This is a genomic window from Enterobacter cloacae complex sp. FDA-CDC-AR_0132, from assembly GCF_003010695.1.
In the GTDB taxonomy this organism is placed as follows: domain Bacteria; phylum Pseudomonadota; class Gammaproteobacteria; order Enterobacterales; family Enterobacteriaceae; genus Enterobacter; species Enterobacter ludwigii.
In genome coordinates this window covers 903,343-918,807 of record NZ_CP027618.1, presented here as the reverse complement: position 1 = coordinate 918,807, position 15,465 = coordinate 903,343, and the positions used below count along the sequence as shown (strand labels likewise).

Annotated in this window: 14 protein-coding genes and 1 riboswitch; of the genes, 8 read left to right on the top strand and 6 right to left on the bottom strand. The window is 55.6% G+C overall.

What is annotated here, in order from left to right; translation table 11 throughout:
• The first annotated feature begins 2 nt into the window (after nucleotides 1-2).
• The gene (gene hldE / locus AM379_RS04380; RefSeq protein ID WP_020883633.1) at nucleotides 3-1,433 is read left to right on the top strand and encodes a bifunctional D-glycero-beta-D-manno-heptose-7-phosphate kinase/D-glycero-beta-D-manno-heptose 1-phosphate adenylyltransferase HldE; all 1,431 of its coding nucleotides are present in this window, start codon (nucleotides 3-5) and stop codon (nucleotides 1,431-1,433) included.
• 95 nt (nucleotides 1,434-1,528) lie between these two features.
• Here hldE and ubiK read toward each other — a convergent pair whose 3' ends face one another.
• A complete protein-coding gene (ubiK, locus tag AM379_RS04375; protein ID WP_020883634.1) occupies nucleotides 1,529-1,825 on the bottom strand; it encodes a ubiquinone biosynthesis accessory factor UbiK in 297 nt (98 codons plus the stop codon).
• A 117-nt stretch (nucleotides 1,826-1,942) separates the two neighbouring features.
• Nucleotides 1,943-2,093, top strand: a riboswitch (FMN riboswitch).
• A 105-nt stretch (nucleotides 2,094-2,198) separates the two neighbouring features.
• On the opposite strand from ubiK, the gene ribB reads away from it, so the two are divergent.
• Nucleotides 2,199-2,852: a 3,4-dihydroxy-2-butanone-4-phosphate synthase gene (gene ribB, locus AM379_RS04370; RefSeq protein WP_014171649.1), complete on the top strand. Its 654-nt coding sequence runs from the start codon at nucleotides 2,199-2,201 to the stop codon at nucleotides 2,850-2,852.
• Between the two features lie 67 nt (nucleotides 2,853-2,919).
• Here ribB and zupT read toward each other — a convergent pair whose 3' ends face one another.
• Nucleotides 2,920-3,693 carry a zinc transporter ZupT gene (gene zupT / locus AM379_RS04365; RefSeq protein WP_020883635.1) on the bottom strand — a complete coding sequence of 258 codons (774 nt, stop codon included), beginning with the start codon at nucleotides 3,691-3,693 and terminating at the stop codon, nucleotides 2,920-2,922.
• Nucleotides 3,694-3,889: 196 nt separating this feature from the next.
• On the opposite strand from zupT, the gene ygiD reads away from it, so the two are divergent.
• Entirely contained in the window at nucleotides 3,890-4,678 is a 789-nt protein-coding gene (gene ygiD, locus AM379_RS04360) for a 4,5-DOPA dioxygenase extradiol (protein WP_106503493.1), read from the top strand.
• 69 nt (nucleotides 4,679-4,747) lie between these two features.
• On the opposite strand, the gene AM379_RS04355 is transcribed toward ygiD, so the two are convergent.
• The 3 genes from AM379_RS04355 to tolC form a co-directional block, all read right to left on the bottom strand.
• Nucleotides 4,748-5,908 carry a glutathionylspermidine synthase family protein gene (locus AM379_RS04355; protein WP_014171646.1) on the bottom strand — a complete coding sequence of 387 codons (1,161 nt, stop codon included), beginning with the start codon at nucleotides 5,906-5,908 and terminating at the stop codon, nucleotides 4,748-4,750.
• Nucleotides 5,909-5,910: 2 nt separating this feature from the next.
• Nucleotides 5,911-6,576 (bottom strand): DUF1190 family protein, encoded by a 666-nt coding sequence (locus AM379_RS04350; RefSeq protein ID WP_014171645.1) that lies wholly within the window; start codon nucleotides 6,574-6,576, stop codon nucleotides 5,911-5,913.
• A gap of 190 nt (nucleotides 6,577-6,766) precedes the next feature.
• Nucleotides 6,767-8,245, bottom strand: a complete 1,479-nt coding sequence (tolC, locus tag AM379_RS04345) for an outer membrane channel protein TolC (protein ID WP_020883637.1) — start codon at nucleotides 8,243-8,245, stop codon at nucleotides 6,767-6,769.
• Nucleotides 8,246-8,449: 204 nt separating this feature from the next.
• Between tolC and nudF the strand changes: the two genes are divergently transcribed.
• From nudF to parE, 5 genes are read left to right on the top strand one after another with little or no spacing between them, the layout of a single operon-like run.
• The gene (gene nudF / locus AM379_RS04340) at nucleotides 8,450-9,082 is read left to right on the top strand and encodes an ADP-ribose diphosphatase (RefSeq protein ID WP_014171643.1); all 633 of its coding nucleotides are present in this window, start codon (nucleotides 8,450-8,452) and stop codon (nucleotides 9,080-9,082) included.
• Nucleotides 9,079-9,501 (top strand): DUF1249 family protein, encoded by a 423-nt coding sequence (locus tag AM379_RS04335; RefSeq protein ID WP_014833293.1) that lies wholly within the window; start codon nucleotides 9,079-9,081, stop codon nucleotides 9,499-9,501. The genes nudF and AM379_RS04335 overlap by 4 nt, the downstream gene beginning before the upstream one ends.
• 27 nt (nucleotides 9,502-9,528) lie before the next feature.
• On the top strand, nucleotides 9,529-10,356 hold the full coding sequence (gene cpdA / locus AM379_RS04330; protein WP_014171641.1) for a 3',5'-cyclic-AMP phosphodiesterase: 828 nt from the start codon (nucleotides 9,529-9,531) through the stop codon (nucleotides 10,354-10,356).
• On the top strand, nucleotides 10,356-10,937 hold the full coding sequence (gene yqiA / locus AM379_RS04325; protein WP_106503492.1) for an esterase YqiA: 582 nt from the start codon (nucleotides 10,356-10,358) through the stop codon (nucleotides 10,935-10,937). The genes cpdA and yqiA overlap by 1 nt, the downstream gene beginning before the upstream one ends.
• A gap of 28 nt (nucleotides 10,938-10,965) precedes the next feature.
• Entirely contained in the window at nucleotides 10,966-12,858 is a 1,893-nt protein-coding gene (gene parE / locus AM379_RS04320) for a DNA topoisomerase IV subunit B (protein WP_020883640.1), read from the top strand.
• Nucleotides 12,859-12,941: 83 nt separating this feature from the next.
• Here parE and AM379_RS04315 read toward each other — a convergent pair whose 3' ends face one another.
• A complete protein-coding gene (locus AM379_RS04315; RefSeq protein ID WP_032678979.1) occupies nucleotides 12,942-15,083 on the bottom strand; it encodes a TonB-dependent siderophore receptor in 2,142 nt (713 codons plus the stop codon).
• Nucleotides 15,084-15,465: the final 382 nt, after the last annotated feature.

The following is a 15,465-nucleotide window of genomic DNA, read 5'->3' as shown; positions in this document are numbered from 1 at the left end:
GAATGAAAGTAACACTGCCAGAGTTTGAACGTGCTGGAGTTATGGTTGTCGGGGATGTCATGCTGGATCGCTACTGGTACGGGCCGACCAGCCGCATCTCTCCGGAAGCACCGGTACCGGTAGTTAAGGTCGACACCATTGAAGAGCGTCCTGGCGGCGCGGCAAACGTGGCGATGAACATTGCCTCTTTGGGCGCGCAGTCGCGTCTGGTTGGCTTAACCGGCATTGACGATGCGGCGCGTGCGCTGAGCAAGTCGCTGGCGGACGTGAACGTGAAGTGCGACTTCGTTTCGGTTCCGACACACCCGACGATCACCAAACTGCGCGTTCTGTCGCGTAACCAGCAGCTGATCCGCCTCGACTTTGAGGAAGGCTTTGAGGGCGTTGATCCTGAGCCGCTGCACGAGCGCATTAACCAGGCGCTGAGCACTATCGGCGCGCTGGTGCTGTCCGACTACGCCAAAGGTGCGCTGGCAAGCGTACAGCAGATGATTCAGCTCGCGCGTAAAGCCAATGTGCCCGTGCTGATCGACCCGAAAGGTACTGACTTTGAGCGCTATCGTGGCGCAACGCTGCTGACGCCAAACCTCTCTGAGTTTGAAGCGGTGGCGGGCAAATGTAAGACGGAAGAAGAGCTCGTTGAGCGCGGCATGAAGATCATTGCTGACTTCGAACTCTCCGCGCTGCTGGTGACCCGCTCCGAGCAGGGGATGACGCTGCTGCAGCCTGGCAAAGCGCCGCTGCATATGCCGACCCAGGCGCAGGAAGTGTATGACGTGACCGGTGCCGGCGACACGGTCATTGGCGTTCTGGCGGCGACGCTGGCGGCAGGGAACTCTCTGGAAGAAGCGTGCTACTTCGCTAATGCGGCAGCAGGCGTGGTCGTTGGCAAGCTGGGGACTTCCACCGTTTCGCCGATCGAACTGGAAAACGCGGTGCGTGGTCGTGCCGATACCGGTTTTGGCGTGATGAGCGAAGATGAGCTGAAAGTGGCCGTTGCCGCCGCCCGTAAACGCGGTGAAAAAGTGGTGATGACCAACGGCGTGTTCGACATCCTGCATGCCGGTCATGTCTCTTATCTGGCCAATGCGCGTAAGCTGGGCGACCGTCTGATTGTGGCGGTGAACAGCGATGCGTCGACGAAACGTCTTAAAGGTGAAACGCGTCCGGTGAACCCGCTGGAGCAGCGCATGATCGTGCTGGGTGCGCTGGAAGCGGTGGACTGGGTGGTGTCGTTTGAAGAAGATACCCCGCAGCGCCTGATTGCCGGTATTTTGCCGGATCTGCTGGTGAAAGGCGGCGATTACAAACCGGATCAAATCGCGGGCAGCGAAGAGGTCTGGGCTAATGGCGGTGAAGTGATGGTGCTCAACTTTGAGGACGGGTGCTCAACCACCAACATCATCAAGAAGATCCAGAAAGACAGCAAATAAAGTCAGCAAATAAAAAACGGGCCATCTGGCCCGTTTTTTTCACCCTCTCTTTGCAGGAGGGGGTATCTTCGCAAACAGCCCGTTATACGCGGCTGTTATTCTGCTTCATCAACCGGTGGAATGGCCGGAGCCGGTTTTACTTCCGCTGGCGTATTGCGGTTTTCCAGCTCGTTCAGACGCTGCTCCAGCAGGGCCAGCTTCTCGCGGGTACGCAGCAGAACCTGCGTCTGCACGTCAAACTCTTCGCGGCTGACTAAATCAAGGCGAACCAACTGCGCCTGCAGCGTCTGGCGGATTTTCTTCTCTACGTCATCCCCAAACTCACGAATACCTTTTGGCATAGACTCATGAACCTGACGCGCAATTTGCTCAATTTTCTTCGGGTCAATCATTGTGGCTTCCCTTGATAAGACGGTGTTAATGAACATTGTAGCGCGTCATGCCCCAGGATAAAGGAGATTTTATGTCTGCGCATTGCCCAGGGTAATCAATCGCGTTATAGTTATCTCGCTTATTCTCAGGGCGGGGCGAAATTCCCCACCGGCGGTAAATCAGCGTAACGCTGAAAGCCCGCGAGCGCTTTGGGTCACTACTCAAAGGACAGCAGATCCGGTGTAATTCCGGGGCCGACGGTTAGAGTCCGGATGGGAGAGAGTAACGATCAAGTCGGGCCTGGCCCGCTCACGTTATCTTTTTGCCGCTTATACGGCGCTCCTAAGACTGCCCTGATTCTGGTAACCATAATGTTAATGAGGTTTTTTTACCATGAATCAGACGCTACTTTCCTCTTTTGGCACTTCTATTGAACGTGTTGAACATGCACTGGATGCACTGCGCGAAGGCCGCGGCGTGATGGTGCTTGACGATGAAAACCGTGAAAATGAAGGCGACATGATTTTCGCCGCCGAAAACATGACCGTTGAGCAGATGGCGCTGACCATCCGTCACGGTAGCGGCATCGTGTGCCTGTGTATCAACGAAGACCGTCGTAAGCAGCTCGACCTGCCCATGATGGTTGAAAACAACACCAGCGCCTTTGGAACCGGTTTTACCGTGACCATCGAAGCGGCACATGGCGTGACCACCGGCGTGTCGGCGGCTGACCGTCTGACCACCGTGCGTGCCGCGATTGCCGATGATGCGAAGCCATCAGACCTGCATCGTCCAGGGCACGTCTTCCCGTTGCGTGCGCAGGCTGGCGGTGTATTGACCCGTGGCGGTCACACCGAAGCGACCATTGACCTCGTGACCCTGGCAGGCTTTAAACCTGCGGGCGTACTGTGTGAACTCACCAACGACGATGGCACCATGGCACGTGCGCCGGAGTGCATCACCTTTGCCCGTCTGCATAATATGCCCGTGGTGACGATTGAAGATCTGGTGGAGTATCGCCAGGCGCACGCGCGCAAAGCCAGCTGAAAGGGCCGATGTGAAAAAGCCGGGGAAACCCGGCTTTTTTGTTGTGAGACGTTAATGCGCTATTGTCTTAGCCGATCCCTGCCGTTTGCAGCAGCACCAGGCTCAAGCCCATCACCGACATGCCGCACAGCACGCCATAGCTCGGGTTATTATTCGGATCGATCTCTTTCGCCAGCGGCATCAGCTCATCCACGGAGAGCGCCACCATTATCCCGGCCACGGCGGCCATGATAGCGGCCATCACCACAGGCGAGACCAGACTGCCCAGAATCAACCACGCCAGCACGCCGCCGAGAATTTCGGCCATCCCCGAGATCCCCGCCCAGAAGACCGCGGTCCGTTTCGAGCCCGTGGCGGCATAAACCGGCCCGGCCACCGCCAGTCCTTCAGGAATATTGTGCAAAGCTACCGCCAGGGCGATACCAAAGCCCATCTCCAGATTGCTGCTGGCGGTGACATAGGTTGCCACGCCTTCCGGGAAGTTGTGCAGGCTTATGCCGAGCGTTAACAGAATGGCCGTGCGCTTAATATTGCGCGGTATCGGGGTCACGCTTTTTTGCATTAAATCCTGCGGATGCGCGTGCGGCAGCATGCGGTCGAGGGCAAAGTAACCAAGCAGGCCGAATACAAACATGCCATATCCCAGCACCGGAGACATGCCTTCGGTGCCCAGTGCGGCAGGGAGCATCTCCATCAGAGAGATGAGCAGCATGATCCCGGCAGCAAAGCCCAATGAGAAGGCCAGCACGCGGTTAGACGGCTTTTGACCAAGCACACCGAGAATGGCACCGATGAACGTTGCGGCACCCGCCAGTATAGTCAGGATCAAGGGGACTGACATGCATTGCTCCTTATGATAATGATTATCATTAATATTAATGGTTCATTTCGGTCAAAGCGAGAGGTGAAACCCTGCTTTACACATTCCTTACATTCAAATTTCCTGATGATGATCTTCACGCTTATCAGCGTTCATCCGGGCGAGATTGCGCGTAATGTAGAACCATTAAATTGACACCTTCTGTAAGGATATCACCATGACTTCTTCCCGTATGCCAGCACTGTTTTTAGGCCACGGTAGCCCAATGAACGTTCTGGAAGACAACGTCTATACCCGAGTATGGCGTCATCTGGGCGAGACGCTACCGCGTCCGAAAGCGATTGTGGTGGTGTCTGCGCACTGGTTTACCCGGGGCACGGGCGTGACCGCAATGGAAACGCCAAAAACCATTCATGATTTCGGCGGCTTCCCGCAGGCGTTGTACGACACGCACTATCCGGCACCCGGCTCGCCAGCGCTGGCCCGACAGCTGGTGGAATTACTCGCGCCTGTGCCTGTGGCGCTGGATAACGAAGCCTGGGGCTTTGACCATGGCTCGTGGGGCGTACTGATAAAGATGTATCCCGAGGCGGACATCCCAATGGTGCAGTTGAGTATCGACAGCACTAAACCGGCGGCCTGGCACCTGGAGATAGGGCGAAAACTGGCGACCTTACGCGACGAGGGCATCATGCTGATCGCAAGCGGCAACGTGGTACACAACCTGCGGACAGCGCGCTGGCACGGTGAGAACACGCCATATCCGTGGGCAACATCTTTTAACGATTACGTGAAAGCGAATCTGACCTGGCAAGGGCCGGTTGAGGAGCATCCGCTGGTGAACTATCTGGATCACGAAGGCGGTTCACTCTCTAACCCGACGCCGGAACACTTCCTGCCGTTGCTGTATGTACTGGGCGCATGGGATGGTCAGGAGCCGATCAGCATACCGGTCGATGGCATTGAGATGGGAAGCTTAAGTATGTTGTCGGTGCAGATTGGATAACGTATGCGTGCCTTTCCCAAAGAGAAAGGGCCGGGGTGAGGGCTTCCGCTCGCACCCCGGCACACCCGATCACTCGACGAAAATGTGCGGATAGAACCGTGATAGATCCTGCGTGATCAGCGCGCGATCTTCGCGGATGCCAATCCCAGCTGGCTGATCGTTGATGAGCCAGCTGCCAATCAGGGTATAGCTGTCACCAAACTTCGGCAGTTGATAAAACGCCTGGACGATCATTCCTTCCTCGCCGTAAGGCCCTTCAACGGCTTCCAGCGTTTTGCCATTTTCAATAATCGACACGTTCGCCCCTTCACGGGAGAAGATCGGTTTAACGACGTATTTCTCCATCGGCGGGTGATCGTCTTCCGCAAAGTAAGCCGGCAGCAGGTTCGGATGGTTCGGGAACATCTCCCAGAGCATCGGCAGCAGGGCTTTGTTGGAGATAATGCTCTTCCATGCCGGCTCCAGCCAGCGCACGCCGGCGTCTTCCAGCTTGGTGGAGAACATTTCACGCAGCATGTATTCCCACGGGTAGAGCTTGAACAGGTTGCTTATCACCTGATCCTGCAGGTCAGTAAACTGACCTTTCTCACCCAGGCCGATATCTTCGATATAGAGAAACTCGGTCGCCACTTCAGCTTCAGCCGCGCAGTCCTGCAGATATTGCACCGTGCCACGGTCTTCTTCCGTGTCACGGCAGCAGGCAAGGTGCAGCAGATTAAAACCATGCTGTTCGCGCAGTTCGGCGAAACGCTCAATCAGCTTTTCCTGCAGGCTGTTGAACTGGTCGCTGCCTTGCGGCAGGTTGCCGGCATTGGCCTGGTCTTCCAGCCAGATCCACTGGAAGAACGCCGCTTCGTACAGCGAGGTTGGCGTATCAGCATTGTTTTCCAGAAGCTTAGGATCGCCCACGCCGTCCCACGCCAGATCCAGACGTGAGTAAAGCGAAGGCTGGTGGGTTTTCCACGACTGGCGGACGAAACTCCAGGTGTGCTTCGGAATGCGGAACTTCGCCATCAGCGCGTCGCTGTCGATGACTTTATCCACCACTTTCAGGCACATCTGGTGCAGCTCGGCGGTCACCTCTTCCAGTTTCTCAACCTGGGCAAGCGTGAGCTTGTAGTAAGCGTCTTCACACCAGTATGGCTCGCCGTACATGGTGTGGAAGTTAAAACCGTATTCGGTCGCTTTTTCGCGCCAGTCCGGGCGCTCGGTGATACTGACTCGTTCCATGATCAGCCGCCCATTGAGCGAGTGGACGTGCCTGACGCGCTACGCTGCATGCTGGTCTGTTTCGCCACAGACTCACCGAACCCGCCACGGGTAATGGTGCTGGTGGTCGCGGGTTTCGGAGCCATCGCCGTTTTCGGTACGGTTACGGAGCGGCCAGGGGTGGCTGCGCCATAGCCTTTGCCGCTGGCATCGGTATATTGACCATAAGCCGGGCTGGCCGGGTTTTTCGAGCTAAACAGCGGCTGCTGCTGGTAACCCGCACCGCCACTCATCAGGCGGCCCATCATGTAACCTGCCATCAGCGGCATCCAGAAACTGCCGCTGGACTGGGCCTGTGCCTGGTTTTCAGGGGCCGTGCCTGCCTGAGCCGGTGCCTGCTGGCACTGACCTTCACCGAACTCTGCCACGCAGTCTTCACGTGAAGCATATTTCGGAGCAGTACGTTCCGCCTCTTTCAGGGCGTTGGTATATGCCGTTTTACACTCTGCGGCGTTGCCGGTTGCAGCAGAACAGTCGTCCGCGTTTTGATAAAGCGAAACTGTTTCATCGCTTTTCTCACAGCCTGCCAGCATAAAGACAGCCGTGACGGCCAGCGCAACAGGGGTGAGATGACGCGCATTCCAGCTTTTGCGGAACGAAGCGTGATTGATAGATTTTGTCCGTTTCATCGTTGTCTTCCTGGACCCAGTGGTAATAACGCTCAGGATAGAGGATGAGTGGTTGAAAATGAAGCGATGATGGCCGGAATGAGGGGGATCTTTACGTTGGCTTACGTTCAGGTGTGATTTACGTACGCCCTCTCCCGAAAGGAGAGGGGTATGGCGAGGGCATCAGGCCGCAGTGGGCCCGATGACATGCTTAATTGCGGAACGGATTGTTACCGCTGCTGGCGGGTGCAGTCGTACGTGCGGCAGCTGGCTGCGCGGCAGGTGCAGCACCGTTACCGTTGAAGTTATCAACGGCGGCAACCTGCTCAGGGTTCTCTGGCGCAACATTTTCCGGAGAAGTAGAGACAGGTTTACCCAGGGTGCTGTTCAGCATCTGCAGATCCTGCTCGTTCAACGTACCCAGCGCCTGTTTGATGTTCAGCTGGTTGATCAGGTACTGATAACGTGCGCTGGAGAGCTGCTGTTTCGCGTTGTACAGCGTGGTCGTTGCGTCCAGAACGTCAACGATGGTACGCGTACCCACGGAGTAACCCGCTTCCATGGCATCAAGAGAGCTCTGCGCAGACACAACGGCCTGTTTATAGGCGTTGATACTGCTGATAGAGGCATTCACGTTGTTGAAGGACGAACGGACGGTCTGTACCACGTTGCGGTGGGCACTTTCCAGCTGTTCGCTCGCGCCAACAAAGTTGTACTGCGCCTGTTTCACCTGAGAGGTCACCTGGCCGCCCTGGTACAGTGGCAGCGAGAAGTTCAGACCCACTTTGTTCTGACCCATATTGCTGTCGTCGTACTGGGAGGTGTTCGTTTTAGAACCACTGTAAGTGGTATCAGACACGCCGGTAGACGCGCTCAGGCTCAGGGTCGGCAGGTGGCCGTCCTGTGCCTGACGGATTTGCTCGCGGGCCAAATCCTGGCTCAGACGCGCCTGCAGTAACGTCAGGTTGCGGTTTTCCGCTTCTTTCAGCAGGGCGTTAACGGCCTGCGGTTTATCCGTTTTGAAGCTGTCGACGTTCAGCGACGCCAGCTCAGGGTAGTAATTCCCGGTAACCTGACGCAGGGATTCCAGCGCGTTATCGAGGTTGTTACGTGCAGTCACTTCGTTGGCCAGGACGCTATCGTATTGTGAACGGGCGTTCTGAACGTCAGTGATTGCCACCAGACCCACATTGAAACGCTGGGTGGTTTGATCTAACTGGCGGTAAATCGCCTGTTTCTGCGCTTCGGTGTAGGAGAGCGAGTCAATTGCGCTCAGCACGTTGAAGTATGCGGTGGCGGTGTTCAGGATCAGCGTCTGCTGATCGGTCTGATACGTCACATCCTGGATGCCCGCGCTCTTTTCCTGCAGGGTCAGGGCGCGCCATTTGGACATATCAAACAGCGTCTGTGTTAATTGCAGTGAGGCGCTGGTAGCATTGGAGTTAACGCCATTGGCGTCGCGGAAACCGTTGCTGTAGGTATAATCTGCACCTAAACCTAACTGTGGCAGCAATGGGCTACGCGCTTCGTTAATCTTTTCAAACGCAGCATCACGATCGGCCGCTGATTTACGTAAATCAGGGTTGCCCAGACGTGCCTGCTGGTAGACCTGTAACAGGTTTTCCGCCTGGCTCATTGCACTGAAGCCCGTCAGGCTCAGGCCGATAAGGATGGGGAGCAATTTCTTCATTTGCATTCCTTGTTGTGAAGCAGTATTAGCGCTGATCTAATTAAAAAATAATTGCCGATTCTAACAGAATCTTCCATACCAAAAGGTTGGCGTTACGTGCCATCTGGCGGTAATTTGCACCAATCTACCATATAGCCTTACAAACGGCAGCCAAACAGCCTTGAAATTCATAATTTCATCACCATTGCTACCAGGACTCGACTCATGCAAAAACCAGAAAACTTGCCCGTGACATTCGCGAAAAACGATGTAGAAATTATTGCACGAGAAACGCTTTATAGCGGTTTTTTTTCAATGGAACTTTACCGTTTCAGGCATCGCCTGTTTAACGGCGAAATGAGCGGTGAAATCAGACGCGAAATTTTTGAGCGCGGGCATGCGGCAGTCTTGCTACCCTTTGACCCAGTGCGTGATGAAGTCGTGCTGGTGGAGCAGATCCGCATTGCCGCGTATGACGTCAGCGCCAGCCCCTGGCTGCTGGAGATGGTGGCCGGCATGATTGAAGAGGGCGAATCGGTCGAAGACGTTGCCCGCCGCGAGGCGCTGGAAGAGGCGGGGCTGGTGGTTGGCCGGACAAAACCGGTGCTGAGTTATCTGGCAAGCCCAGGCGGCACCAGCGAGCGCTTGTCCATTATGGTGGGCGAAGTGGACGCCACGACGGCGGAAGGGATCCACGGTCTGGCAGATGAAAACGAAGATATTCGGGTTCATGTGGTGAGTCGGGAGCAGGCTTATCAGTGGGTAGAAGAGGGGAAAATCGACAACGCAGCGTCTGTCATCGCTCTGCAATGGCTGCAACTGCATTATCAGACTTTACGAAACGAGTGGAAAAAATGAAGCGTTATACACCTGACTTCCCAGAAATGATGCGCCTGTGCGAAACCAATTTCGCACAATTGCGCCGCCTGCTGCCGAAAAACGACGCACCCGGCGAAACGGTGAGCTATCAGGTGAGCAACGCGCAGTATCGATTAACGATAACAGAATCAACGCGCTACACTACGCTTGTCGAAATTGAACAAACGGCGCCCAGCATTAGCTACTGGAGCCTGCCGTCGATGACGGTGCGCCTTTACCATGACGCGATGGTCGCTGAAGTGTGTTCAAGCCAGCAGATCTTTCGCTTCAAAGCGCGGTATGATTATCCGAATAAAAAGTTGCATCAACGCGACGAAAAGCATCAAATTAACCAGTTTTTAGCCGACTGGCTAAGATATTGTTTAGCACATGGAGCAATGGCGATTCCGGTTTGTTAGCGTCATAAACCTACCTAAGGACACCATTTGGAAAGCCTGTTGAACCTGACTGTTGCTGGTGGGGCACCAGTCAGGATATTACAAATCACCGATACCCACCTTTTTGCCGAAAAGCATGAAACTCTGCTTGGGGTGAATACCTGGGAGAGCTATCAGGCGGTACTTAGCGCCATTCACGCTGAAAATCGCCCATGCGATCTGATTGTCGCGACGGGCGATCTGGCGCAGGACCAATCCTCCGCGGCCTACCAGCATTTCGCTGAAGGCATCGCGAGTTTTAGCGTGCCTTGCGTCTGGCTACCGGGAAACCACGATTTCCAGCCTGCCATGTACAGCTCGCTGCAGGATGCGGGGATCTCTCCGGCAAAATGTGTTTTTGTGGGTGACCACTGGCAGATCCTGCTGCTGGACAGCCAGGTCTTTGGCGTCCCACACGGTGAGTTAAGCGACTTTCAACTCGACTGGCTTGAAACCAAACTGTCTGCCGAACCTGAACGTCATACGCTGCTGTTGCTGCATCATCATCCTTTGCCGGCGGGCTGTAGCTGGCTTGATCAACACAGCCTGCGCAACTCTGCCGCGCTGGACAGAGTGCTGGCGAAATTCCCGCGGGTGCAGAATCTCCTGTGCGGACACATTCATCAGGAACAGGATCTCGACTGGAATGGCCGCCGACTGCTGGCCACGCCCTCGACCTGCGTTCAGTTCAAGCCGCATTGCGCAAACTTTACCCTGGACACCATCGCACCGGGCTGGCGCTGGCTCGAACTGCATCCCGATGGCCTGCTCACCACGGAAGTCTGCCGTTTAACCGGCGCAAAATTCCGCCCGGACACCGCTTCAGAAGGCTATTGATGTCTACGCTCCTCTATCTGCACGGATTCAACAGTTCGCCGCGCTCCGCGAAAGCGACGCAGTTTCGCCAGTGGCTGAGCGAACATCACCCGCACGTTGAGATGATTATCCCTCAACTGCCGCCTTACCCGGCGGAAGCCGCAGAAATGCTGGAATCGGTTGTGATGGAACACGGCGGCGAATCGTTCGGCGTGGTCGGTTCTTCGCTGGGCGGATATTACGCCACCTGGCTCTCGCAATGTTTTATGCTGCCTGCGGTGGTGGTTAACCCGGCGGTTCGGCCATTTGAGCTGCTGCGGGACTTTCTCGGGCAAAACGAGAACCCCTACACCGGCCAACAATATGTGCTAGAGTCACGCCATATTTACGATCTCAAAGTTATGCAGGTAGACCCGCTTGAAGCGCCCGATCTTATCTGGTTGCTGCAACAGACGGGTGATGAAGTGCTGGATTACCGCCAGGCAGTGGCGTATTACGCATCCTGCCGCCAGACTAAAGAAGAAGGCGGAAACCATGCTTTCACGGGCTTTGAGAATCATTTCACCCAGATTGTCGATTTTCTTGGACTGCACAGCCACTGACAATCAATGCGAACTGCTAGTTTAAATCATGACGCAAACCTATAACGCTGATGCCATTGAGGTACTCACCGGGCTTGAGCCGGTTCGCCGCCGCCCTGGGATGTACACCGATACGACACGCCCAAACCATCTGGGCCAGGAAGTTATTGATAACAGTGTGGATGAAGCGCTGGCTGGCCATGCCAAACGCGTTGACGTCATCCTCCATGCCGATCAGTCGCTGGAGGTCATCGACGACGGACGCGGCATGCCGGTGGATATCCACCCGGAAGAGGGTGTGCCAGCCGTTGAGCTGATCCTCTGTCGTCTTCATGCGGGCGGTAAGTTCTCCAACAAAAACTACCAGTTCTCGGGTGGTTTGCACGGCGTGGGGATCTCCGTGGTTAACGCCCTGTCCAGACGCGTGGAAGTCAACGTCCGCCGCGACGGTCAGGTGTATAACATCGCCTTTGAAAACGGCGAGAAGGTGCAGGATCTGCAGGTCGTCGGCACGTGCGGCAAGCGCAATACCGGAACCAGCGTCCACTTCTGGCCTGACGAAAGCTTCTTCGACAGCCCTCGTTTCTCTGTTTCACGCCTGACGCACCTGCTGAAAGCCAAAGCGGTACTGTGCCCTGGCGTAGAAATTACCTTTAAAGATAACGTCAACAACACCGAACAGACCTGGCGCTATGAAGACGGTCTAAACGACTATCTGTGCGAAGCCGTTAACGGCCTGCCAACCCTGCCGGAAAAACCGTTTGTCGGTAATTTCACCGGTGATACGGAAGCGGTGGACTGGGCGCTGTTGTGGCTGCCGGAAGGCGGCGAGCTGCTGACCGAAAGCTACGTCAACCTGATCCCGACCATGCTTGGCGGTACGCACGTCAACGGTCTGCGTCAGGGGCTGCTGGATGCAATGCGCGAGTTCTGCGAATACCGCAACATTCTGCCCCGCGGCGTGAAGCTGTCGGCGGAAGATATCTGGGATCGCTGCGCCTACGTTCTGTCGGTGAAGATGCAGGATCCACAGTTCGCCGGTCAGACCAAAGAACGTTTGTCCTCACGTCAGTGTGCGGCGTTCGTCTCCGGCGTGGTCAAAGATGCTTTCACCCTGTGGCTGAACCAGAACGTGCAGGCCGCCGAGATGCTGGCAGAAATGGCCATTTCCAGCGCCCAGCGTCGTCTGCGTGCCGCCAAGAAGGTGGTGCGTAAAAAACTGACCAGTGGCCCGGCGCTTCCGGGCAAGCTGGCGGACTGTACCGCGCAGGATCTGAACCGCACCGAGCTGTTCCTCGTGGAAGGGGACTCGGCAGGGGGCTCTGCCAAGCAGGCGCGCGATCGTGAATATCAGGCGATCATGCCGCTCAAGGGTAAGATCCTGAACACCTGGGAAGTGTCGTCGGATGAAGTGCTGGCCTCGCAGGAAGTGCATGATATCTCCGTTGCGATCGGCATCGATCCGGACAGCGACGATCTGAGCCAGCTGCGCTACGGTAAGATCTGTATCCTCGCGGATGCGGACTCCGATGGTCTGCACATCGCTACGCTTCTGTGCGCGCTGTTTGTGAAGCACTTCAGGACGCTGGTGAAAAACGGTCACGTCCACGTGGCGCTGCCGCCGCTCTACCGTATCGACCTCGGCAAAGAGGTCTACTACGCGCTGACGGAAGAGGAAAAAGCGGGCGTACTGGAACAGCTCAAGCGTAAGAAGGGCAAACCGAACGTGCAGCGCTTTAAAGGGCTGGGCGAGATGAACCCGATGCAGTTGCGCGAAACCACGCTGGATCCAAACACCCGCCGCCTGGTGCAATTGACCATCAGCGACGAAGACGAACAGCAAACCAACGCCATGATGGATATGCTGCTTGCCAAGAAGCGTTCGGAAGACCGACGCAACTGGCTGCAGGAAAAAGGCGATATGGCGGATATTGAGGCCTGATGCCCTCTCTTTACCCCTCTCCCACCGGGAGAGGGGATGGAACGAAGGCCCGGTAGGCGCTAGCGCCACCGGGCTTTTTTACATCAAAATTCCATCTTCACCGTAAACTGCACTTCACGCGGATCGCCTGGCTGGTTGCCGAGGTTATTGGTCGCAATCGACGAGGTGTAGTAGGTCTTATCAAACAGGTTCTTCACGTTGACCTGAAGCGTCACCGGATACTGTAGCTTCATTTTATAGGCCGCAAAGGCATCAGCAACAACGTACCCTGGCAAATAATAATCCGCACCGTTGGTCGCGGAGCGACGGCTCACGCCGTGTCCACCGCCGCCAATTGTCAGGGTATTCCCGCCGATGACATTGTGAATATCGTACGTCAGGAACAGCGAACCGGTATGGCGCGGCACGTTTGGCAGCGGTTTGCCGGCGTAATCCGGGTCTTCCAGCACTTTCGCATCGGTGTAGCCATAGCTGGCAATAATATTGGTGTTCTCGGTCAGAGAGCCTGCCAGATCCACTTCCACGCCCTGTGAGTGCACGCGGCCAGCGGTTTTAGCAATGTTTTCACCCGCCACGCTTTCGGTGTACAGCACGTTGCGCTTGTGGATATCAAACAGCGCGATGTTGGCGGTAATACCGTTGAACAGGTCAAATTTAGCGCCGACTTCGTAGGCATTGGACGTTTCTGGTGGCAGGTCGCCAATGTAGCTCGCGATGGACGATTGCGGCATAAACGTCTGGGCGTAGTTAGCAAACAGCGAGACGGATGGCGTGAGCTTATAGACCAGCCCCAGCTTCGGCGTCCACTGCTCGTCGCGGCTGTCGGTATTGACGTTGAATGGTCTGCCCTTGCCCGCGTACTGGGTGTAATACTGATAACGCAGCCCGGCGACGGCAATCCATTTATCCGTCAGGTACAGGGCGTCCTGAGCGTAAGCGGAGTAACTCTCCTGTTTGAGCGTCTGATCGCTGTCCGCGGTGGAAACGGTCGTACACTTGCTCAGATTGCCGTAAGACGGATGGTAAATATTGAAATCTTTTACATTCTTACAGCGAATCATATCCGTGCGCAGCAGGTCGTAATTCTCATACGACACGCCGGTCAGGATCTCATTGTAAAAGCCCGCGATATCCACGTTCCCCTGCAGGTCTGCACGGGTGGAATGCATGCGCTGCGTTGAGCCTTGCGTCGCATCCACACGACGGGTCAGGTTGCCGGTTTTCGCGTCATAGGCCATCACCCGCGCCTGGTTATCGCTGTATTTATCCTGGCTGTAGCTGTAATCGAACTTCGCTGTCCACTGGCTGTTAAGGCGGTATTCCGCGTTGAGCTGCGCCAGATCGGACTGGCCATCGGTAATGTTGAACGGCTCGTCAAATCGGGTTTTACGGTCAACATTCACCGGCTGTTTGGTCGTGAGATCGAAGATCGTGCCGCGATCGAACGGCGTCTTATAATCACGATGTGAATAGAGCACGGTCACGGTGGCGTCATCACCAAACCAGGTCAGCGAGGGCGCGATAAAGGTGCTGCGCGCCTTGCCGAAACTTCGCCAGTAATCTTCGTCCTGGTACTCGCCCGTCAGGCGGTAAGCCAGGCGCGTTCCTTCAATGGGACCTGTGACATCGAGCTGGCCGGTACCGCCGCCAAAACTTGAGGAGGTGCCCGAGATCGAACCGCCAAACTGTTTTTCCGGACGTCGGGTGACCACATTGATAAGCCCTCCCGGATCGAGGATGCCGTACAGCGTTGAGGCCGGTCCCTTGAGGACTTCCACACGCTCGGTGGCCGCGTTAAAGCTGCGCGGCAGCACGGTGCGCAGGCCGTTGGTCATGATTGAACCGTCGCGGTTCGCGCCAAATCCACGGCGTACAAACGCATCCTGCGTGCCGCCCAGCGTGTTGGTCTGCACCACGTTACTGACGTTATAGAGGGCTTCATCCAGCGTGGTAGCGTGCTGATCTTCCAGCACTTTATCGCTGACAGTATTTACCACCTGCGGGATATCCAGCATCGGCATGTTGGTCAGCGTGGCGGTGGAGGTGTTCAGCGGCTGATAGCCGTTGGTGGCATCGACCACGGCATTAGGATCGGCGGTGACGGTAAGCGTTTCGCCGTCCTGAGCCGCGGTGTTGTCTGCTGCCTGCACCAGCGGCGCCATAAACAGCAGTGAAAAGAGCGCGCGCCCTTTTACCCCAGAGAGTGAAGGAGTGAACGTAGCCATTACATCTGTTTTCCCGAAATATCCCGCGAATGAAGCGTCACGGAAGAATGTGTGAGTCATTGCCCTTTACGGTCTGCTCGTTAGCCATCGCTGGCATCGAACATGTAATTGAGAATCATTCAATCATGCGCTGATGTAGTAGTAAATGGAAAAAAGCAAAAATCGACTACAGCAGCATGTCCCCTCTGATACTTAGCGTGGTAAGTAATTAACTTGTTGAAAATAAACTAATTAATGCGTTTAGCGGTTTTCCCATTTCTGCACGATAACCCTGGGGTTTTAAGGGTGTTTCTTCTCTTGACTACTACATGGCGCAGCGGCAAACTCTCAAAAGAGAATGAGTTTTATTTTTATTTGTTAGTTTTTTATTAAGTTGGCGTTC

Excerpts from the sequence above, each read along its gene's own strand:
- hldE (WP_020883633.1), top strand. The coding sequence starts at position 3 with ATGAAAGTAACACTGCCAGAGTTTGAACGTGCTGGAGTTATGGTTGTC.
- ubiK (WP_020883634.1), bottom strand. The coding sequence starts at position 1,825 with ATGATTGACCCGAAGAAAATTGAGCAAATTGCGCGTCAGGTTCATGAG.
- ribB (WP_014171649.1), top strand. The coding sequence starts at position 2,199 with ATGAATCAGACGCTACTTTCCTCTTTTGGCACTTCTATTGAACGTGTT.
- zupT (WP_020883635.1), bottom strand. The coding sequence starts at position 3,693 with ATGTCAGTCCCCTTGATCCTGACTATACTGGCGGGTGCCGCAACGTTC.
- ygiD (WP_106503493.1), top strand. The coding sequence starts at position 3,890 with ATGACTTCTTCCCGTATGCCAGCACTGTTTTTAGGCCACGGTAGCCCA.
- AM379_RS04355 (WP_014171646.1), bottom strand. The coding sequence starts at position 5,908 with ATGGAACGAGTCAGTATCACCGAGCGCCCGGACTGGCGCGAAAAAGCG.
- AM379_RS04350 (WP_014171645.1), bottom strand. The coding sequence starts at position 6,576 with ATGAAACGGACAAAATCTATCAATCACGCTTCGTTCCGCAAAAGCTGG.
- tolC (WP_020883637.1), bottom strand. The coding sequence starts at position 8,245 with ATGAAGAAATTGCTCCCCATCCTTATCGGCCTGAGCCTGACGGGCTTC.
- nudF (WP_014171643.1), top strand. The coding sequence starts at position 8,450 with ATGCAAAAACCAGAAAACTTGCCCGTGACATTCGCGAAAAACGATGTA.
- AM379_RS04335 (WP_014833293.1), top strand. The coding sequence starts at position 9,079 with ATGAAGCGTTATACACCTGACTTCCCAGAAATGATGCGCCTGTGCGAA.
- yqiA (WP_106503492.1), top strand. The coding sequence starts at position 10,356 with ATGTCTACGCTCCTCTATCTGCACGGATTCAACAGTTCGCCGCGCTCC.
- parE (WP_020883640.1), top strand. The coding sequence starts at position 10,966 with ATGACGCAAACCTATAACGCTGATGCCATTGAGGTACTCACCGGGCTT.
- AM379_RS04315 (WP_032678979.1), bottom strand. The coding sequence starts at position 15,083 with ATGGCTACGTTCACTCCTTCACTCTCTGGGGTAAAAGGGCGCGCGCTC.